Genomic DNA, 20,869 nt, shown 5'->3' with positions numbered 1-20,869 from the left:
GCATTACGGAATTTGCCCTTCGGGACGCACTCCCGCGCTACCACTAACGTGGCAAGCCACGGGGAATTAGACCCACAGAGATTAAATCAACCTGTTTGGCTTGGTCATACCGTTAGCGAGAGCATGGCTTAGACGTTGCATCGGCCACTACCACGTTGGGCAAACATCACTGACTGATCTTTTAGATAGAAAAAGGACTGAGATTCCCGCCGTCCACTGCCACGATCAGCGATAGCTGGAGCATTTGCATTTTTTTGAATAGAAAATCGATGTGCGATCGCAGATGAGATGGACTGCGATTCTGAAATGAGTGTCATCCCCGTCAACATCATTAAGATGCCGATTAGTGGCAGAGTACGCATAGATTGCTGTTCCCTATTGGTTGTCTACTACCCCTTGTTACGAGGGGTGCGAGACCACATCAGGAAATATTGACTGCGTATTATTACGGAAATTTAAGGATTACAACACCATATCGAGAGATCTATCTAATTAATTCTGGAGCGATTGAAAGCTGAATGTTCTCTGAATGTTTGGCTAACAAAAGTGCAGGAACCGTATGATGAGTACGAAATCTGGCTACGAAATCCCATAGTTTCTAGATGAGCCAAATATGGTGTGAGAGCGAATGAAGTATTTCTTTTTAACTGACGGATGGACGGTCGGTCGCATTTGGGGATTTGGTGGCCTATGGGAAGAGCTGGGCTGGCGACGAGAACCCCATTTACAGCGACTCAATCTCTGTATTCAGGAACAGGGCGAAACGCTCTGGCTGTATCAGGTTGAAGATGCAGTACTCATGCTGGAAGTGAAACCCACGACAGCAGTGCGGAATGCAGCAGGGCGTACGATTGGACAGGTTGTGCTAAAGCGCCTGATAACCGCAGAGCAGGTACTTGAGCAACTGTGTAAGTCAGACGTTCAAGTTTCTAGCCATCGCTCACAACCGATAGATTGAACTGCAGAGAATCTGTAGGGGGGAGCAAGAGAGCAAGGAAGAGCTATAGTGCATAGCACTACGCGCGTAGAAACAGGACAGGTAGTTTTTGAGAAGTCGCGCTCAGCGCGGCTTTTCAAAAACTACCTGTCCTAGTTTGATCACGTCAGGTGATAACGACTGCTATGGCTGTGACGGGGATAAACGGTTGCGCCAAGACTGAATGTGAGCCTGGAGATGATCCGGCAGCAGTCGATCATAGGCGGGATAGATAGGCAATCGCGGCTTTAAGTGCCAGCCTAAGTCATTCAGCCGTGCCGTTAACTGCTGATCGTGGGGGTGAGGGTAGTCTGGATTCACTTCATCCTTGGGACCAATTCCACCCAGATCGCGGGCACCTGCCGCAATACAGTCGCCTAGCCGCTCGGGATCGGTAATCAGGTTTGGCGGAATCTGAATCGTGATTTCGGCAGGTAGATGTTGTTTGGCCAGTGCGATCGCATCTAGTAATTGTTCAGTTGTAAACGATTCACCCGGCCAATTCTGGGTCTGTCCAGGGCGATGGGGCTGCAAAATTACTTCTTGAATATGGCCCCACGTTTGATGACACTGTGCGATCGCAGTTAGCGTTTCTATCCAGTCTGCTTGCGATTCTCCAATTCCTAACAGTAAACCCGTGGTAAATGGAATCTGAAGTTCGCCAGCCTGCTCTAGTTGTTGAAGACGCAGATCGGGCTGTTTGCTGGGTGCGTGGCGATGAACTGTTTCTAATAGTTTGGGCGTCAGCTGTTCCAGCATTAAACCCATCGAAACGTTGACGGATTTAAGCTGCTCCATTTCTGTTCGACTGACTGGCCCCACGTTCGTATGAGGCAAGAGGCCCAACAACAGCGCCAGAGCACATAGATCATAAATTCGCTGAAACCAGGCGCTGCGGCGTGGACTATTGGGATGCACCTCACCACTGAGAAAGAGCACTTCAATCACACCCTGCGATCGCGCCCATTCGAGTTGACGCTGTGCTTCCGCAATCGTTATCCACGCATCTTGACCGGGATCAGCCCGAAAATTGCAGTATTGGCAGCGATTAAAGCACTCGTAAGTTGGCACTAGTGTGTATGCCGGACTGTAAGTAACGATACGAGTCGCTTGATGTGGAATTGTAGACAATGAAAGATAGCTCATGCGAGTTGGAAACTGAATTTCATTGTGGTGCAGGTACAGGTGCGATCGCATTCAGCACCTAAGACTCTATCTGTCAATCAATCTCTTTAAAAACTATCCCTAACGGGTTAATTGAATAGTTTATCTCCGAAATAAACAACAGCCTCTTTGTTGAAGATCGTAGTTGATGTTTTAACTCTGCCCCCGGAGTATCTACCATGCAAGACGATCGTACAAATGCTGTCCTCAAGCTCGCTCAAACCATCAATCCTCAAGTTGCCCCCCATCGTGAAATCGAAATTGATTTGGCGACACTACGTCAGTTGCCAGAAGGTACGCTTGGTCGCGAACTTGCTCGGTTTTATGATGACAATGGTTTCACGCCGTTTGAATCAGGTGATTGGATTCAGCGCACCCATGATGTGTGGCATGTCTTAACTGGGCTTTCTCCGTCTGAACATGACGAGTTTGTTCTGCAAGCCTTTACTCGTGCTCAAGTCTTTCGTCCATCAAGCGCCATCATTGTGCTGGTCGGTTTATTTCGGCGGCGGTTTACGCTGAGGGAAGTTGCCGATGCTATTCGCTATGGTCGATTAGCCGATCGCTTAATTGAATGGGACATTGAGTCTGATTGGGCAACACCTCTAGATGAGGTGCGCCAGAAACTAGGCGTTGTGCCATTCGAAAACGCTGCGGCTTCATAGCTTTACCTATCATAGTCATATATTGGTCAGGGTATGTTTGAGGCGCGGCTTCGCCGCGCCTCAAACATACTTGTGTTCTAACAAAGCTGACTACAGCTATAAAACGGGGCGTTTTTCGACAGCGTGGGCAAAATTCTCTGTTTGTATTTTCGCACTCAAGCTCTCGCTTTAAAGCAAAGCAGGAGATCCAATGTGGATCTCCTGCTGAATGATGTAAACCTCAAATTTGGCTTCAGCAGATTTATCTGCTACCGTGCCTTATGCAATGTTATTTGCAATGCTCTGGAGAACGGTTAAATTCGACATCAGCAGGTAAGCAAATGTTGCACCACCGATACCACCAACCAGGAAACCACCGGCAAATTCACTCCAGCCCTCATCGGTGCTCAAGGAATCGGGAGGATTGGGATTGGTGATGGTTGCAACGGGTGGGTTTACTCCAGTGCTGCCATAAATAGATAGGCAAACCGTTAAAATAACCACAAGACCAGCAGCGCTTAATAAACCTGCTAGATAGGGAACGTCGGAGTCCCGCAGCGGGCCAAGCAGCGCAAATGGCCCAAACAGCAAATAGCCGTGAGCCATTCCAATCTCAAGACCGCGGCGGAGCGGTGATAAGTTGGGGCGGTAGGCAGGCAGATTATTAATCAGTGCTTGTGTGAACCCAGATGAATTAACAGGGGTTGCAAGGTTGCCAATCTGAGGATCATCAGCGGGGCCAACCACTTGGGGAAACGTCATAGCGTGTTGTCTCCTGTTCTAAAACTCTCAATTCAATGGAATAAATGTGTTGATCATCATCAACCCATTCACAAAGAATGCGATCGCACCAGGAAAACGATAGAAAGTTGCACTCACAACCTGCAATTTAAACTGACGTTAAAACGCTAGATCTAAAAAGTCCAGGGCTAGATCGGCGCGTTTTATTTCCAGAACCATATACAAGTTAATTACTACAGTTAACCTGAATTACGATCGTTAATCCGGCACAAAATACCGTTTCATCCACTTCGATTTAGATCGTTAGATCGCATCAATTTGCACTAATGCAAAGGATGGAACAAGAGATCAGGGAAGAAACGATTGAATTCAATTAGAATTCCAGCCGTAATGAACATCCAAATAGTTGCCAGGACAGGAGCCGTAGACAGATATTTGAGGAAATTATCCATGAAGCATTCTCCTACAATAGAGGTGGACTAGTTAAACACTAGCGAGGGGATACTGGAATCTCGTTGTCCTTAGCGAGGAGTTCGCCCGTCGTTAGCTCTTTAATGGCAGCTAACGGCCAGGTTGCTCCAGCTAATGAACACTTAATTGCCAGCGGAACATCAATAATGATTTCCTTATCCTCAGGGCTCTTTTCATTGCGAATTGCTTGAAGATAAGAGCGACCTGCCCAACCAATCCAACCTGCAATGATCAGGAATATGAGGCTGGGAATGATGAATTCTCCAGCATGGCTTAACCGTCCATCAACAACGAGATGAGGTAGCCCATCTTCGCCACAGAGGAGATTAGATTGACCATAGAATTCGAACCGCTTTGCAGCAGCTTCATTGCGCGCATTAGCAGCACGCTGTTGGAAGGCTGGAGATTCGTTGCAAGGAGTTAATCCTGCAACATCAGCAGATGCGGATGGAGCAAATCCAAACCACAAACAGACAATGAGTAATACAGCAAACAGTCGTCGCATAGAAATATTTCCTTTTATTACAAAGGACAAAGTTTGGTGTACAAAACGTTAAGTTATTTGTACGCAATTAGAGGCGAACTTCGCCGTAATCATACTCTTCTAAGCCATCTGCGTAAAGATGAGCTTGTAAGAAGAGTTTACGCATTAGAACACGTATTAAAAAACGTACCAGTTAATGGCAAAAATTTTGGCACTTGAAACGAGTTGTGACGAAACGGCGGTGGCGCTGGTTGATGATCGTCGAGTGCTGAGTAATGTTGTTGCGTCACAGATTGAAATTCACCGTCGCTACGGTGGTGTTGTACCGGAAGTCGCCTCGCGTCATCATTTGGAGACAATTAATGATGCGATCGCACAGGCTCTAGCCGATGCAGATGCCACTTGGGCCGATATTGACGGCATCGCAGCCACCTGTGCTCCAGGGTTAATCGGAGCACTGCTCGTTGGCGTCACGGCGGCTAAAACGCTGGCGATGGTGCATGAAAAGCCGTTTTTGGGTGTTCACCATCTGGAAGGGCATATCTACGCCTCCTATCTGAGTGAGCCGGAGTTAGCACCGCCGTTTTTGTGCCTACTGGTATCGGGTGGCCATACCAGCTTGATTCATGTCAAAGCCTGTGGTGAGTACGAAACCATTGGTCAAACCCGTGATGATGCAGCAGGTGAGGCGTTCGATAAGGTGGCGCGGTTACTAAAACTGGGCTATCCCGGTGGGCCAGTGATCGACAAGCTGTCGAAAGAAGGAAATGCGATCGCATTTCCCCTGCCCGAAGGTAACATTTCGTTACCCAAAGGTGGCTTTCATCCTTACGATTCCAGCTTTAGCGGCTTAAAAACAGCCGTGCTGCGGCTAACGGAAAAGCTGGAGCGAGAGGCTGTGGAACCATTACCTGTGGCCGACATTGCCGCTAGTTTTCAAGAAACCGTTGCTAAATCGCTTACGAAGCGGGCCATTCGCTGTGCGCTGGATTACGGTCTAGAAACAATTGCCGTGGGTGGCGGAGTGGCCGCGAACAGTCGCCTGCGCCATCATCTCCAGCAGGCCGCCGCCGAACACCAGCTTAAGGTTCTATTTCCACCGCTCAAGTTCTGTACGGACAATGCCGCCATGATTGGCTGCGCCGCTGCCGATCACTTCAATCAGGGCCATCGATCGCCGCTGAGCCTGTCGGTGCAGTCCCGCCTGGATATCACCCGCGTGATGGAGCTATATGGCTCATCCGTTTTGTGAAGAACTCAGAACTGCTGAAGATGAGGTACAGTGCCGAGTGTTGAGGACTGAGTGCTGAAGATTATGAATTAAATCAGTTCGATATCTGGTAGGGGCGGGTTTAGCAGATACATCTGCACCTTGTCATAGAGTTGACGGCAAAACCCGCCCCTACAGGTTACGGCTTCATTAAATCCAAGCTCCTGAGTGTTGAGTGACAGAATACGCCTTACTCCTCTCTCCTCACCATTCCAAGTGCTAAGTCTTTACAGCCCTTTACAGCCTCTACAGCCCTTTACAACCTTCACAATCTCCCCTCAAGCCGACAGCGTATTAGACTGCTGCTCAGATTGCTGGTGCTGCTGCACAACTGAGCGAATGGTTTGCGCCACCTGAAGCGGCTGTTCAATCATCGAGAGATGGCCGCAGTTGTCCAGTTCCGTCACATTCGCAGCCTGTTGCTGAAATGATGGGTGAAAGCTAGCTAAATGCCGTACGTACTGCGGTTCCATCACCGTATCTTGTGCTCCAGCGATAAAGTGGAGCGGCTGTTCTAAACCCGCCACGATTTGCGGCAGTCGATGCACTTCTTCCTCAGTTGTAGACGTGAGCAGTGCTCCCCGTGCCGCTGCGGCATCGGCCTTGACAAAATCAATCAAACGCTGCCGTCCCCAGCGACGGGCCACGGGGCGAGCGACGCTATCGCGGGCAAACACCCAGTCGATGAGCGGCATCTGGCTGAGCCAGCGGGGCCGAAATTTCACCAGTTGTTGACCAACGGCCCGAAACTTCTCAAATTCGTTCTTCAGGTAAATCCCACCGCCAGCATTGATGCAAATCACGCCCTGAATTCGCTCCGGATCAAGATGGGCGGCCCAAATGGCGACGCTGCCGCCCAGGGAATGTCCAATGATCCAGGCATTCGTAATATTAAGCTGATCCAACAGGCCGCTCAAATCCTTAGCATAGGCTTGCAGGGTGTAGTTGCGATCGCAATCCTCGGCACCAGATTCATTCGTCGCCGTTTCCAAAGACTCGCCAAATCCGCGCAGGTCATAGGTGATGCACTGAAACTGATCCACGAGTTGCTGCACAACTGGCTGCCAGTAGTGACGGCTGAGCAACCAGCCATGCACAAATATCAGCGCCGGAGCAGCCTGATCGCCGAAGCGCTCATAGGTATGAGAAACCTGATTGACCGTAATGACTGGCATTGATTCCGATGCAATCACAATAAATAAGCAATTGTACCGATCATTGCATGAATTGATGTCCTGACCAAGCGAATGTGATCATTGATACCAAGCTGGGCGGGCGTTTGTAGCTGAAAAAGCTACGAGTACCAGTTCTGCAATTGGGCGCTACAGAGGGATCCAGTGCTGAGTGCTGAGTGAACAAAATACGCCTCACACTGCACTCAGCACCTCCTCACGTCTTGAATACTGACTAATAATCCTGGGCCAGCAGCCGCTGTTTCATGCATTCGGCAATTTTGTGGCCGATATACTCTGGGATCAAGTTTTCGTTTGGCCCCAGCAGATACAAAATTAGGCGGGTACGTCCCCGCCAAACCAGTAAGTTAGCGTTTACAACCAGTAAATCTTCCTGCCAAACGGCGTACATAACCTTGTAAAACAGCCCTGGCTGGTTGTCTGCTTCGATCAATAGCGCCGGCAGGTGAAATACCGGATCAACGTAAAATTCTGTCTCAACCTGTTCTAGACCTGCATCCAGGTTAAATTCGACGGCTAGCATTTCTTCCACTTCAAACCGTCCCGCCAGCGCCTCCCGGATGGCGCGGCAGACATTGTCAGCCGTCTTGTCCGTCAGCGCTTTGCCACTGCGGGAAACCACCAGCTTGATAAACACCAGCATCGGAGGATAAATTTGCCCATAGAGGCTGAGGCTGTGAATGGTTAAACCATAGGCTGCCAGCACCCCAAAGATGTCACTGAGCAGGAAGGACTGATTGCGATAGGCAAAATGGAGCGCGCTTTTGTTTCCTTCTGGCTTCAGTTCAATGACGGCTTGCTTTCGCTTGTAGAGCTGATAGGCCAAACGAAGATTTTGCAGCTGAATTTCGCTGCTGACAAATTGCTCATAGAACTGAGGAAAAGCCCGATTGAAGCGCTTTAGCAGATCTAGCGTTACTGGTTTTAAACCCGCAGCCATGATGGGGATCTTGCCTTCCTTGCCAAATAAACCGACCGAAATATCACAGGTAGTCTGAATGCTGTCGTGTAGTATGGGCTTCTGCCCATACTACATAAAAGGTGAATATCACTACCGAATTACAAACCCAAACTCAAGCACTGATGGATGCAGATTTTTAATGTAGTATATATCTAATGTAGATAGACCTAATATAGCGATCCATATAGTAGAACACCCATCCGAAACCGATCTGGATCTGCGATCGCAACACTATAACTCTTATCTATCCTAAATCTCAAAGCAGCGGGCAAACCGGGAAAACATCCAGTATCTCAATTGATTCCAGGATAGGTCGAAAATCGCAAGTCTAGCGGCGTGATAGAAGCGTTCGAGGATATACTAGCTAGTACTGTGTTTCTAACGCCTAATCATCACGTACGTCTGCATGGGTTTTTGGAAAAGCTTATTCACCACCCCAGACTCGTCCCCTACGTCCATACCAACATTGACCGACGAAGTGCTTGCTGAGGACAACAACGATGAGGCTCGGATCGTGTTCAGCACTGAACGAGACATCGACCTGTATGACCTAGAAGAGCTTTGTGACGCAGTTGGCTGGTCTCGCCGCCCGCTGCGTAAGGTCAAAAAAGCGATTCAATACAGCTTTTTGGTCGTATCGATGTGGGAGGTACGGGGCAATCGTCGCCGCCTGATTGGATTCTCGCGGGCGACATCGGATCATGCCTTCAATGCCACAATTTGGGATGTTGTTGTTCATCCCGATTTTCAAGGACGTGGTTTAGGCAAAGCGCTCATGAAACAACTGATTAAGAAGCTCCGCAGCGAAGACATTAGCAATGTTACGTTGTTTGCCGATCCTCACGTTGTGGAATTTTATAAGCAGCTTGGCTTTATGCCCGACCCTGAAGGCATCAAAGGAATGTTTTGGTATCCTGACTAAGCTGGGACGCCGATTGTATTCAAATACCTTGATTCAAATACAAGGGGAAGTGCGATGCATTTCCCCTTCTTCAGGTTTAGTCTTAAGGTTTAAGGATTAATAGGCGGATTGACAGAGCGATCGCGCTTGAGCGATCCAGTGGCTGATGTCTTCAACTTTGGGACACAAATCCGTCCGCTGCAAATTGGCAACGTAGAACTTGCGGGTTTGCCGAAATAGCTGCTGTGGAGACGTATGGGCTAAAACCTGTACTGACGCAATGCCGGAATGCAGCAACACCCCGCAGTGCTGACAGCCAACGTCAGGCACCTGCGCTAAATCTGCCAGTGCCACCCAGCGATTGACATGTTGCACATGCAGATTAAGCTGGTTGGCCAACTGCTGCCGCAACGCCTGCGTTTTACCCCGCTGCAACAGCTGAAGCGTGTTCTCAATGCCAATATCAATTAACCGCTGCTGATATTCAGTCGATAAACCTGGCAAGTTCTGAATGCGCCAATACCGACAGGGAAACGCATCCGATGGCTGTGGTTTTGCTCTAGAAGATGGACTCATATGTTTCAGTCTATCGCGAGGCAACTCCATCGGTAAGAAACCCAGTTATCTTAGGGTTTTCGTAAAGTACCTTTACGAAATTGATGGTTAGCTTACATCTGGGAAAAACTCATCGACCAGAATGCCCGATCTCGAAAAGGGAATGTTTGAGGCAAATGTCTCTAACGTCAAACCCGTTTCAGCAGCAGCAAGTTGACAGGCGTTGCCGTAGCAGTGATCGACTTCAGCGGCTAAACAGGAACGAAGGCTTGGACTATCAGCAAGCAGATCTCGGATTCTCAGCCGTTGTTCAACAATGAAAGTCTTTGCATTTATAGGGTGAACCGTGAATCGCCAGGGGTGAAACATACGCACAGCAGGGGTTTAAGGCAGTTCACCCTTAGTACACCCATCTATGAACCGTGAACCGCTAAAGGTGTACCGTTGGCAGCATAAAAGAAACCCCATCCAAGAGACTGAATAGGGTTACAAAACATAGATGTTGACTTGGAAGTGCTTACAACACAGAAAGCATCAATAGATGGCTATCCCGCTTTTAAAGGCTTTCTGTGACACTTTATTTACTCTCTGTAGATGGTGTACCCATCCTTTGAACATCGCAATAAAAAAGCCCTCTGTAAACCCTTCTGCTAATGGCGGCATGATGATGTAATAGGAAAAAAGATGTAATAGTTCCTCAGCAGTCACATCTTTACCACCTTTTGGTTTGGATAGAAGTATAGGTTCATTACTTGGCCTAGCCTCAGCTCCATCAAATGCTGCTACAAATAGCCGCCAATAAGCCCATTTAGGATCGCTGCCCTCCTCCATACATTTCTTGGCCTCGTTTCGGAATAGCAGCAGCTCATCTGGAGGCAGTTTAGGAAGTTCCCAGCCCTTACCCTGGATTTTCTCTATCAGTTCTTTAAGCGGATCGCTATTCGGAATATCATTTGTATACATATTTAGCCCTCATCCGATTCTGTTTGCATAAAGCACTGTTATGTGCATATAGCCGCTAGGTTATTGCTAAGACTTTTATTTTGCCTAGTAGAGAAAGCCGTACTATAACCGTACTATCGTACATCCTTCCTAGTTGTCTAGGATCTCCCTCACAAACCCTGGGGCATCCCTTTGCACCCACCAACCCCTATCAGCAGCCGTAGGCATCCAAGGAAGCCGATCCGGATCTAGCCCAGAGGTTACAGCCTCTACCTTCTGGGCTTTCCCTAGATCGCCCTCAAACAGTTTCCCATCTCTCCCCTAGCTGGCAGAGTCTAGCCTTAAGGCTGCGATCGCCACCGAACCGGATCACTAGGTTATCGATATGGAGCGGCTTACCCTCTGCTAGGGCTTCCTGATGTTGCTAGCTGCTACCGGATCATCTATAGCCACTACCGGATCGGCCTCAATCGCTCCTAGGAAGCCTAGCTTATAATCAGCCCTAGAACGCTTCCTAACGGCCTTTGGTGGCTTCTCTGGTACTGGCTGTGCTGGCTGTATCTCCTTAAGTCGATCCTCTAATGCTGCTATCTGCTGACTCAGCATCCTTATAGGGTTATCTACCCCACTTACAGTTCAATAGATGCCGTTCTAGGGCTGCTTCTGCTATCAGCAGACTTAGCGTATGCCCTGCTTAGCTGCGATCGCGGCTAGCGCTTCCTTGGCCTCATGGGAGAGGCTAACCTCAACTCTTACGGTTGTTTCCTTGTTGATTGCCATCGTTCCTAGTGGGGACACTAGGCTATTCAGATCAGGCCAAATCTAGTCCAGAAAGCCCTAAGCACGTTCTAGGGAAACCTGTGATATACTGGTGGACGTGTTACGGGATGTAGCGCAGCTTGGTAGCGCGCCTGCTTTGGGAGCAGGATGTCGCAGGTTCAAATCCTGTCATCCCGATTTATTAATCAAATCCATTATTTGTTTCACTGGAACTCAGGCAGCCGATTCATAGTCTTCGGTGTATAACACAATTAAATTGTGTTAATCTGAGTCCTCAGATTGCAGGACTTGCTCAGTCAGTCTCAGTTTTCTTGCATTATCATCCAGAAGATGGATTTTAAATGAATCGACTTTAGCCAAAGCAAACTTTGGTTACAGTTAACATGCAAGGAATCGAGTTTGTCGATCGTACATTGAGACCATTGAGACGATTTTTCCAATATCGTTATCAGGAGAACTTATGAAAGCATTGATCCGGTGGGGAAAAACAGCAGGTTTAATCGGTGGTGCTGTGGCCTGTTCTCTTCTCGCAAGTGGTTTGGAAGCGTTGGCGCTAACCCAAGAGCAGATTATTGAGAAGCTGGCCGCTGTCCCTGTATTCACAATTACGGATGCACAAGGTTCGCCTTTAGTTGCATCGCCCCAAGATGGAGAAGGGCAGGGTGCCGTGGCTGGTGTATTTCTTAGCCAAGAGGATGCTCAAAGCTTTCTCAATCGTGTAACCCAGCAAGATCCCGAAGTGGCCGGTAACGTTCAGGTGACGCCCGTTTCACTCGGTCAAGTTTATCAGCTTGCACAGCGCAGCAGCCAAGAAAATGCAGGTCTGCAATTTGCTTATTTTGCAGATGATTCGCAAATTCAATCGGCGGTTGAGCTTTTACAAAGCAGCGGCCAAGAGATTAGCGTTGAACAGTTCAATGGCGTGCCGCTATTTTTGGCTCGCTCTACGGCTGATGGCGGATATTTGACCGTAACCAGCGAAAATCAGCAGGTGATCCCGGTTTACTTTGAGCGGGAAGGACTCCAGCGTCTACTGGATCGAGTTGAACAGCAGCAAAGTGATCTAGCAGGTAATGTTGAAATTCAGGTTGTGAGCCTACAGGGTGTAATTGCAACCATGGAAAGCAGCGATAATCCTGATTTGGAACAGATTATGCTGATTCCACCGGCTGACTCAGTCGAGTATATTCGCTCGCTGCAGTCAGGGCCATCTGGACAGTAATCCTATTGTCATGAGCAACTCAGATTCTGAGTTTCAGCACCCATCTCTGTTGGATCAGGGATGGGTGCATTCTATTGAAGGACCAGCACTTTTTCAGTGGCGACGGCAGGCCCGTCAATCTGCGATCGCATTTGACATCCCTCCCACCGAACTCGATTGGTTACTCACGTCAGTCACGGCCCTGGATCGCTTAGCCCTGCGGCTCGGCTCCGATGTTCAGCAGTCGGAAGTTAAAGCAAAAGTTTCACTGGCCGAATTAGACCAAATTTGGCAGCAGCGGGTTGAGCAGCGTATGCCGCTCCAGTATTTGATCGGTTCAGCTCCTTGGCGCAATTTTGAGCTAGTGGTCTCACCTGCGGTCTTAATTCCGCGACCGGAAACGGAATCGATCATCGATTTGGCGATCTCTGCCATTCAGCAAACGGAATTAGCCAATCCCGAACAAGGCCACTGGGCCGATTTGGGTACGGGCAGCGGTGCGATCGCACTAGGTCTAGCCGAAGCAATGCCCGACGCTCACATTCATGCCGTGGATTACAGCCGCGAAGCCCTTGCGATCGCACAGTTGAATGCTGAGCGGTATAAGTTGCGATCGCGGATTCAGTTTTATCAGGGAAGTTGGTTCGAACCGCTGGTGCATTTGCAAGGACAGTTCACGGCTATTCTGTCGAATCCGCCGTATATTCCGAGTCAGACGGTGCTGACGCTACAGGCTGAGGTAGTTGAGCATGAGCCACATTTGGCACTAGACGGGGGCCAAGACGGGTTGGACTGTATTCGCCATATTGTGAAAACGGCAGCGCTTTACTTGAAACCTGGAGGGCTCTTGCTGTTCGAAATTATGGCGGGACAAGGTGAGGATGTGGCCCAGATTTTGCAGCAAAGTGAGGGGTTCACCACGGTTCAGATTCACCCAGACTATGCAGGACTCGATCGGTTTGCCCTGGCCTATCGGCGCTAAAAATGCTCGGCTAGTTACGGGCGGACAGCATCGCCAACTGCTCCTTCTAGTGATTGTGATGAACTTCAACATATCGATCTTTAGCTTTTCGTCATGAAGTCCTGCCGAGTTTGTCAGTCTGTGTTATTGTCTGGGCACATTATTCGAAAATTAGACTGCTAGTGAGTTGGCCATGACTCAGCATTGGGCGCTTCTTGTTGGAATCAATAATTATCAGCATCTACAACCGTTGCTCTATGCACAGCGAGATGCTCAGACGCTGCACCGCTTCTTGATAGAAGCGGGAGAGATTGCAGCCGATCGCTGTATCCTCCTCAGTGATTTTTCGCCAGCTATTAACGACATTTCGACCTATCCATCGCAAACGACAATCCGGGATTGGATCGGTCGTGTTCTTGGTGCCGTTCAAGCCGATGATGTGGTGTGGCTCTATCTCTGTGGCTATGGGGTGCGATCGCAGGGACAGGATTATTTCATGCCGATCGATGGTGATCCCAACCGCCTGCCTCAATCTGCGATCGCGCTTTCTGACGTGATCGACCAGCTGCAGCAGTTACCAACCGCTCATCGGCTGCTGGTGCTGGATATCAATCGCAGCCAGGGCCAGCTTGATGAAATTCCGGTCGGTCAGCAAACGCTAGAGTTAGCCGACCAGCAGCAGGTTGCAACTATCCTGTCCTGCCAGCCTGGTCAGTTTTCCCATGAAACCATCATGCTGCGGGCGGGATTATTCACCCATGCGCTGCTGGAAAGTCTGCGCCAATCTCAGCCACCCACTTTAGATAATGTGACCAATTACTTAAGCGCTCGCTTGCCTGAGCTGAGTCAGCATCACTGGCGACCTGTCCAGGAGCCTGTGACAGTGATTCCGACTCACACTCAGAAGATGGCGCTCTTGCCAAGTGCTGTGCCAATCATGGTTGGGGCAGGAGCGACCGCTGGAGGGTCTACCTCTAGGCCAGCGTTCCCCAATGGCGCTAACGGCGGCATACCAACGGTGCCACCTAATCCGATTGCGCCCAACTCGCCCCCCCAGCAAAGTTCAGCATTAGTAACGATTGAATCTACGGCTGAACCCACTAGTACTAGCCTTTCAGACGGACTCTGGAAGCAGCTTTTACTGTGGGGTGGGGTAGCGCTCATCATCGCAGTCCTGATGATTGCCCGCAATTTCCCAATTTTTTCCGATCCTGAATCTGAACCTGATGCCGATATCGTTGAACCCATCACCCCAGTTGGGGACGGCGAACCTAGTGAAGCGACGGGTGAGGGCACTGATCAAAGTCCGGCTCCAACTGAAGACACAACGGCTATCCCCCCCTCTGATCCCTCGGCGACCAATGGCGATGCGGCTGGGAATACGGCTGAAGATACGGCTGAAACAGATCAGTCCAATCCTGACGCTGAAACGGGTGAAACAGAAGCAGGTGAATCCGAGACAGGTGGATTGCGATCGCTAACTAATTTGTTCAACCGGGGTGAGAATGACAACGTCCGCCCCAATCAGGCGATTGAAAATGCTCAAGCTGCGGCTGGGGAGGGACGCTATCAAGACGCGCTCAACTGGTTAGATCAGGTGCCAGAATCACGGCGAGATGAAGCCTACACTGTGCTGCGGCAATCGGTTGCAGCGCAATTGGAAAGCGCGACGCGTGCCAACCAAGCACTGCTCAATGCGGCGAAAGCTCCCATTCGCTTAAATCAAGCGTCTACTTTTAATCAAGCCATTGAAGCTGCTCGGCGGATTCCCCCCAATCAACCGCTCTATGACGAAGCACAGCAAAGTATTCAGCGCTGGAGTCAAGTCATTCTTGACTTGGCTGAGGGACGGGCGGCGCAGGGCAATTTAAATGCTGCGATCGCAGCCGCTGAACTTGTGCCGCCGGATCAAGCTGAAATCTATCGGCAAGCCCAAGCCCGCATCTCTCAGTGGCAAATTCAGAAGGATGCTCAGGCGCGTATTGCTGAGGCCAAAGCGTTGATTCAGCCCGGACAGGCGAATACCTATCAAAAAGCCATTCGTTGGCTCCAGCCAATTCGACCAGAACAGCCGGAATATTCCCAAGCTCAACCGCTGATCAGCCAGTGGAGCCGCGATATGCTTGCGATCGCACGGGCCAGAGCCGCTCAGGGTCAGTTTGCCTCTGCCATTCAGGCCGCTCAACTGGTTCCAGCCAATACGGTTGCCTATGATCAGGCTCAGCAAGAAATTCAGCGCTGGCGAGAGCAATCCTAAGACGCAATCAGGACGCTTAATAATTTCGAACATATACATTCAAATCTGCCTCAGCCTGGTATCTTTAATGGCCGTTACTCATTGCGACCGGATCCATCTAGCCCAACTATCCCCAATCGATTCTCGGATACCGACCGTTATACTAGCCACAATGGTTCCTAGGCCGGATGCACTATCCCGTCTGTATTCAATTAACCTCTAATTAGCCTCTACCTATCTAAAATTTGGTGGACGACAACTCTATGACTCAACGTGGTAGACAATCAAACCCAGAGTTTGACCCTCGTCAAGGGCAACCGTCCCCATCGCCGTCTTCAAACCGTGCCAATGGTCATGGATACGGTCAGTCCAGAGCTCAAAACGGTCAGAAGAGCAATGCGACTCAGCCTCCATTACCCGTTGATGATCCGTGGAATACGACGGCTTCAGGTTCTGCAGATGAATCCGCGACTCGTCGCAGCCATCCAGTTAAGCATCATCAAGCTCAACCTTATCAAGCTCAACACTACAGTTCTCCACGTCTGCCGCAGTTACCTCATCTCAATGGGTATGAATCGAATGGCTACGAGACGAATGATGCAACGAGCAATTACGAAACGAATCGATATCACGCCGATAGCGCTCCGTCTCTTCAACAACAGTTAGGGCAACAACAGTCAGGTCAACAACAGCCAGGTAATTACGGGGCAGGCCATACCGTAAACCGACAGAGCACCAGTCAAGCTTATCCTCACGGTCAGCCAGTCAACGGTTATGGGCCAAATGGTCACAACATGAACGTCAATCCGGTTCACCGCCAGCCCGTTAATCCCCAAGCCATCGGCTATCCAACGCGAGGACAGACAGCAGGGAGCTACGGTGCGAGTGATTATGTGGCTGGCAATGGGACTGGCAATTATGGTGTCCCCCCTCAGCCAGTCGCGGCCCATTATTCTAGCTCTGGTAACCAGTACGGCAGTTACGGCAACCATGAGCAAGCGGACTGGTCGGATGAGGCTGATTACGACGAATACGAAGATTCTGATCCAGATGAGGCTGATCCATCACTCAATGCTCAGCCAGATTATCGGGTACAGCCGCCAGTGAATGAATCGAGCTCTAGAACCTTCTTCCGCGCATTCTTACCCTCATTAGGCGTATTCAAGCGCTGGCAGTTTTGGGGCATCGTGGCTTTGATCTCCACCACGGGCGTGGCAGGTGTTGCGGCGGCCTATCTGCTGCGATTGCCGGGATTGCCCAATTGTCCCGCGATTTTCTTACCGACGGCTTCGGCCTCGCTGCGGCTCTACTGCGCCCAGGTTGCCGCTGACAAGCGTACGATTGAGGATTTACTGGCCGCGATCGCACTTATTGAAGATCTGCCAGACGACCATCCGATGCGGCAAGAAATTGATCATCAACTAGAGCTGTGGTCAGTTGATATTTTGGAGCTTGCCGAAGAAAGCTTCCACAAAGGCGATCTAGAAACTGCGATCGCAACTGCCAAACGCATCCCGGCCCAGACTTCGTCTGCAAAACTCGTAGATGAGCGGATTCAGCGCTGGAAAACCATCTGGTCGGAGGCCGAATCAATTTATAAACAGGCAGAGGACGCTCTACGGGATGGCAACTTCCGAGAAGCCTTTGCCCGTTCCGTTGACCTCCTAGAAGTGGGCAACGACTACTGGGCCACAACCCGCTATCAGGAGCTGACGAACAACATCACCTCCGCGCGGCGCGACGGTGCAAAACTGGTCGAAGCCCGCAGCATGGCTCGTCGAAATACAGCCGATGCGATCCTCAAAGCGATTGAAATGGCCAAAGCTATTAAGCCCGAGAGCTATGTCTACGAGGAAGCTCAAAAAGCAATTGGTGAGTTCATCGAACGGATGTACGTTCTGGCAATTGATACGCTTGACCAGGGCTACTCCAACGATGCCATCTCCATTGCCAATAAGATTCCGGCGGAAGGCGACATGAAAACCAAGGTGCGGGATTTCCTGATCTTAGCCAGAGCCGTTCGTCAAGCCGGGGAAGGACAGCAGGGCGATCTTCAGCGCGCTATCTTGGAAGCTCAGCAGCTGGCTGCCAACAGTGCCTTATATAGCAAGGCTCAGCAGTTGATCAGCCGTTGGGAACTGGAAATTCAGGATTTGGCGCGGCTGAACTGGGCGCGTCAATTAGCGGCTCCCGGTACGCTAGGGGATCTGACGGCTGCGATCGCAGAAGCGCAACTGATTCCGCGTACAAATCCCCGCTGGGAAGAAGCACAGGATGAAATTGCTCAATGGACACGCCAAGTCGAAATTATTGAAGATCGGCCTTATCTCGACCGAGCCGAGCAGATTGCGACCAATGGCGATACAAATTCATTAAAAAATGCGATCGCAGAGGCCAGCAATATTCGCTCAGGACGTGCGCTCTATGACGATGCGCAAACGAAGATTCGGGCTTGGCGTCAGCGAGTCGAAACGGCTGAAGATCAACCCATTCTGGAGGAAGCTAAGATGTTGGCTCGCTCCGGCAATATTGATGCCGCCATTGCCACAGCAGAGCGAATTACCTCGGGGCGAACGCTATATGATGAGGCACAAGGTGAAATTCGCCGCTGGCGGAATCAAGTCCGAGGGCAGCAGGTGCTCCAGGATGCCTATCGCTCGGCCAGTATCGGTACCATCAACGGTCTAGCCGATGCCATTCAGCTGGCTGATCAGGTGCCTGCTAGTAGCAGTAGCCGCAGTGAAGCTAACCAAATGCGGAATGTATGGAGCCAGGAATTGTTACGACAGGCCAATGCAGAAGCTATATCAGATCCAGAAGATGCGATCGCAATTGCCAAACGGATTCCGTCCGACACATCTGGCTACGAATCGGCCCAACAGCTCATTCAAAGCTTAGAATCGCAATTGGCTCCAGTCGAGCTTGATCCACTTGATGAAGCAGGTTCGCCAATCCCACCTGATGTAGAATTCGGCACTACCAATTCCCGATAACGCAGAATCCCGATAACGCAGAAGAATCGATTCGGTATCTGCCTGCTACTGAGGAACACTATTAAGCTGACTTAATCACACAGATTAGCAGGCCTAATCTCATTTTCCTTTACAAAACTTCACTATCTGTTAATATAAGGATACGGAGCGCAACGTTCCGCTTGTACTTAGAAATATATAGCACTCATAAACTATGACGACTACCTTACAGCAGCGCAGTAGCGCCAACCTGTGGGAGCGGTTCTGTCAGTGGGTAACGAGCACCGACAACCGCCTCTATGTAGGCTGGTTCGGCGTGTTGATGATCCCCACCCTCTTAACCGCGACCACCTGCTTCGTGATTGCATTTATTGCAGCACCCCCCGTCGACATCGACGGTATCCGTGAGCCCGTAGCTGGCTCTCTGATGTACGGCAACAACATCATCTCCGGTGCTGTTGTTCCTTCCTCTAATGCTATCGGTCTGCACTTCTACCCCATCTGGGAAGCCGCTTCCCTCGATGAGTGGTTGTACAACGGTGGCCCCTACCAGTTGGTTATCTTCCACTTCCTCATTGGCGTCTTCTGCTACATGGGTCGTGAGTGGGAACTCTCTTACCGTCTGGGTATGCGTCCTTGGATTGCAGTAGCCTACTCTGCACCCGTTGCAGCCGCATCTGCGGTCTTCTTGATCTATCCCTTGGGCCAAGGCTCCTTCTCTGATGGTATGCCTCTGGGAATCTCGGGTACCTTCAACTTCATGTTCGTGTTCCAAGCAGAGCACAACATCTTGATGCACCCCTTCCACATGCTGGGTGTGGCAGGCGTCTTCGGCGGCAGCTTGTTCTCCGCCATGCACGGTTCTTTGGTAACCAGCTCTCTGGTGCGTGAGACCACTGAGACCGAGTCTCAGAACTACGGCTATAAGTTTGGTCAAGAAGAAGAGACCTACAACATCGTGGCAGCGCACGGCTACTTCGGTCGTCTCATCTTCCAATATGCCAGCTTCAACAACAGCCGTTCCTTGCACTTCTTCCTAGCGGCATGGCCTGTAGTGGGCATCTGGTTCACCGCGTTGGGCATCAGCACGATGGCGTTCAACCTGAACGGCTTCAACTTCAACCAGTCGATCATCGACTCACAGGGTCGTGTGATTGGCACCTGGGCGGATGTGATCAACCGGGCGAACCTGGGTATGGAAGTGATGCACGAGCGCAATGCTCACAACTTCCCGCTTGACCTGGCCTCTGTTGAGGCTGAGCCTGTGGCTCTACAAGCACCTGCCATCAACGGCTAATTGCCCAATGTGTTAGTGCTTGAATAGCGAAAAGAGCCCCTCGATAAGGGGCTCTTTTTTGTTGGGTGTCCCCAACCGAGAGCTAGGAATGAGCGCTACAGATGAGATTAGCGCTGAGTAGTGGGACTGAGTGCAATTGAATTAGCCTGACACCTCACGCCTTGCTCCTCACTCCTCACCTACCCTACTCTGGTTTTCGTATCACCTATCCAGTGAAGCCGCTGCTTGTTTTAGAGGCTCTAGTAAGTCAAGCGGTAGCTGCATCTGGTTTAGTTGAGTCTGAGCACCAAGAGAATCGGGATTTGGCCCGTGATAGTCGCTGCCGCCTGTCATCAGCAAATCATACTCATGACAAAGTTCTTCTAGCTGTCTGACGTCTGAGACAGAGTGGCTGGGATGATACACTTCCACTCCCATTAGGCCAGCCTTAACTAACTCGGGTAAGACCTGTTTAACCGTTCCACCACGAAATAGAAAAGGGTGCGCCCATACCGAAACAGCTCCACATTGGCGCAGGAGCTGAATTCCCTCAGTAGCCGAAAACTTTTCATAGGGGACATAAGCTGGCCCGTCGTCTCGCAGCCAGCGTTCAAAGGCTTCTTGACTGGTCTTGACATAACCTGCCTTGACGAGTGCGGCGGCGACGTGGGGACGTCCGGGAGCTAGGTTCCCTTTGGGTTGAGGAACCTCAATGGGATAGCCCAAAGCCGCCAGTTTCTCAGCCATTTGATAAGCCCGCCGAATTCGGCCTGCAACACGCTCCTGCAGGGGGGACTGAAGTTTAGCCGGATTGGGATAAAAGCCGAGAATATGCAAGGATCGCTCTTGCCACACCGTGCTTAGCTCTAGTCCTGGTACGATTTCGAGCTGTGATCCCGCAGCCTGATTCGCCTCTTCCCAGCCAGCAATGGAGTCGTGATCAGTAATGGCAAGCGCTCTAACTCCGGCTGCGATCGCAGCTTGCACCAGTTCAGTCGGAGTCAGAGTACCGTCGGAGCAGGTTGTGTGGCAGTGCAGTTCCAGCATGATAAAAACGACGCAACTTTACGCAGCTTCAAAACTTCAATCAGGTCACGATGCCATCACTCTAACCTAGTTGGCCTTCTTCCACCCTAGATCG

General features: G+C 50.4%; 20 protein-coding genes and 1 tRNA gene. 10 read left to right on the top strand and 11 right to left on the bottom strand.

Features of this window, described 5'->3' with window-relative positions:
* Positions 1–128: 128 nt before the first annotated feature.
* Complete coding sequence (locus tag AC286M_RS11855) at positions 129–362, bottom strand: hypothetical protein (RefSeq protein WP_488204592.1); 234 nt, start codon at positions 360–362, stop codon at positions 129–131.
* Positions 363–628: 266 nt separating this feature from the next.
* On the opposite strand from AC286M_RS11855, the gene AC286M_RS11850 reads away from it, so the two are divergent.
* Complete coding sequence (locus tag AC286M_RS11850) at positions 629–958, top strand: hypothetical protein (RefSeq protein WP_488204591.1); 330 nt, start codon at positions 629–631, stop codon at positions 956–958.
* Positions 959–1,120: 162 nt separating this feature from the next.
* Here AC286M_RS11850 and cofG read toward each other — a convergent pair whose 3' ends face one another.
* On the bottom strand, positions 1,121–2,107 hold the full coding sequence (cofG, locus tag AC286M_RS11845; RefSeq protein ID WP_488204590.1) for a 7,8-didemethyl-8-hydroxy-5-deazariboflavin synthase subunit CofG: 987 nt from the start codon (positions 2,105–2,107) through the stop codon (positions 1,121–1,123).
* Positions 2,108–2,319: 212 nt separating this feature from the next.
* Here cofG and AC286M_RS11840 point away from each other — a divergent pair, with 212 nt between their 5' ends.
* Entirely contained in the window at positions 2,320–2,805 is a 486-nt protein-coding gene (locus AC286M_RS11840; RefSeq protein WP_488204589.1) for a Coq4 family protein, read from the top strand.
* A 258-nt stretch (positions 2,806–3,063) separates the two neighbouring features.
* Here AC286M_RS11840 and AC286M_RS11835 read toward each other — a convergent pair whose 3' ends face one another.
* From AC286M_RS11835 to AC286M_RS11825, 3 genes are all read right to left on the bottom strand, one after another.
* Positions 3,064–3,546, bottom strand: a complete 483-nt coding sequence (locus AC286M_RS11835) for a photosystem I reaction center subunit XI (protein WP_488204588.1) — start codon at positions 3,544–3,546, stop codon at positions 3,064–3,066.
* A gap of 302 nt (positions 3,547–3,848) precedes the next feature.
* The gene (gene psaJ, locus AC286M_RS11830; protein ID WP_488204587.1) at positions 3,849–3,977 is read right to left on the bottom strand and encodes a photosystem I reaction center subunit IX; all 129 of its coding nucleotides are present in this window, start codon (positions 3,975–3,977) and stop codon (positions 3,849–3,851) included.
* Positions 3,978–4,015: 38 nt separating this feature from the next.
* Positions 4,016–4,501, bottom strand: a complete 486-nt coding sequence (locus AC286M_RS11825) for a Photosystem I reaction center subunit III (RefSeq protein ID WP_488204586.1) — start codon at positions 4,499–4,501, stop codon at positions 4,016–4,018.
* A gap of 175 nt (positions 4,502–4,676) precedes the next feature.
* Between AC286M_RS11825 and tsaD the strand changes: the two genes are divergently transcribed.
* Positions 4,677–5,732: a tRNA (adenosine(37)-N6)-threonylcarbamoyltransferase complex transferase subunit TsaD gene (gene tsaD, locus AC286M_RS11820; protein ID WP_488204585.1), complete on the top strand. Its 1,056-nt coding sequence runs from the start codon at positions 4,677–4,679 to the stop codon at positions 5,730–5,732.
* A 296-nt stretch (positions 5,733–6,028) separates the two neighbouring features.
* On the opposite strand, the gene AC286M_RS11815 is transcribed toward tsaD, so the two are convergent.
* Positions 6,029–6,925 (bottom strand): alpha/beta fold hydrolase, encoded by an 897-nt coding sequence (locus AC286M_RS11815; RefSeq protein ID WP_488204584.1) that lies wholly within the window; start codon positions 6,923–6,925, stop codon positions 6,029–6,031.
* Between the two features lie 232 nt (positions 6,926–7,157).
* The gene (locus AC286M_RS11810; protein ID WP_488204583.1) at positions 7,158–7,883 is read right to left on the bottom strand and encodes an ACT domain-containing protein; all 726 of its coding nucleotides are present in this window, start codon (positions 7,881–7,883) and stop codon (positions 7,158–7,160) included.
* A 427-nt stretch (positions 7,884–8,310) separates the two neighbouring features.
* On the opposite strand from AC286M_RS11810, the gene AC286M_RS11805 reads away from it, so the two are divergent.
* Positions 8,311–8,826, top strand: coding sequence for a GNAT family N-acetyltransferase (locus tag AC286M_RS11805; protein WP_488204582.1), 516 nt, complete (start codon positions 8,311–8,313; stop codon positions 8,824–8,826).
* 96 nt (positions 8,827–8,922) lie between these two features.
* On the opposite strand, the gene AC286M_RS11800 is transcribed toward AC286M_RS11805, so the two are convergent.
* From AC286M_RS11800 to AC286M_RS11790, 3 genes are all read right to left on the bottom strand, one after another.
* Entirely contained in the window at positions 8,923–9,381 is a 459-nt protein-coding gene (locus tag AC286M_RS11800) for a DUF4332 domain-containing protein (RefSeq protein WP_488204581.1), read from the bottom strand.
* A gap of 87 nt (positions 9,382–9,468) precedes the next feature.
* A complete protein-coding gene (locus AC286M_RS11795) occupies positions 9,469–9,729 on the bottom strand; it encodes a DUF29 family protein (protein WP_488204580.1) in 261 nt (86 codons plus the stop codon).
* Positions 9,730–9,894: 165 nt separating this feature from the next.
* Positions 9,895–10,323 carry a hypothetical protein gene (locus tag AC286M_RS11790; RefSeq protein ID WP_488204579.1) on the bottom strand — a complete coding sequence of 143 codons (429 nt, stop codon included), beginning with the start codon at positions 10,321–10,323 and terminating at the stop codon, positions 9,895–9,897.
* Between the two features lie 862 nt (positions 10,324–11,185).
* Between AC286M_RS11790 and AC286M_RS11785 the strand changes: the two genes are divergently transcribed.
* The 6 genes from AC286M_RS11785 (at position 11,186) to psbA (ending at position 19,749) form a co-directional block, all read left to right on the top strand.
* Positions 11,186–11,259: transfer RNA gene (locus AC286M_RS11785), tRNA-Pro, on the top strand.
* A 283-nt stretch (positions 11,260–11,542) separates the two neighbouring features.
* Positions 11,543–12,304, top strand: a complete 762-nt coding sequence (locus tag AC286M_RS11780) for a Tic22 family protein (protein ID WP_488204578.1) — start codon at positions 11,543–11,545, stop codon at positions 12,302–12,304.
* A gap of 10 nt (positions 12,305–12,314) precedes the next feature.
* Positions 12,315–13,265, top strand: a complete 951-nt coding sequence (prmC, locus tag AC286M_RS11775; RefSeq protein ID WP_488204577.1) for a peptide chain release factor N(5)-glutamine methyltransferase — start codon at positions 12,315–12,317, stop codon at positions 13,263–13,265.
* 172 nt (positions 13,266–13,437) lie between these two features.
* A complete protein-coding gene (locus tag AC286M_RS11770) occupies positions 13,438–15,501 on the top strand; it encodes a caspase family protein (protein ID WP_488204576.1) in 2,064 nt (687 codons plus the stop codon).
* 242 nt (positions 15,502–15,743) lie between these two features.
* Positions 15,744–18,473: a coiled-coil domain-containing protein gene (locus AC286M_RS11765; RefSeq protein ID WP_488204575.1), complete on the top strand. Its 2,730-nt coding sequence runs from the start codon at positions 15,744–15,746 to the stop codon at positions 18,471–18,473.
* Between the two features lie 193 nt (positions 18,474–18,666).
* Entirely contained in the window at positions 18,667–19,749 is a 1,083-nt protein-coding gene (gene psbA / locus AC286M_RS11760; RefSeq protein WP_488204574.1) for a photosystem II reaction center subunit D1, read from the top strand.
* Positions 19,750–19,950: 201 nt separating this feature from the next.
* On the opposite strand, the gene AC286M_RS11755 is transcribed toward psbA, so the two are convergent.
* Entirely contained in the window at positions 19,951–20,775 is an 825-nt protein-coding gene (locus tag AC286M_RS11755) for a PHP domain-containing protein (protein WP_488204573.1), read from the bottom strand.
* Positions 20,776–20,869: the final 94 nt, after the last annotated feature.

It is taken from the genome of Thainema salinarum CENA647 (assembly GCF_057732415.1).
This window is presented reverse-complemented; position numbering and strand designations above follow the sequence as displayed.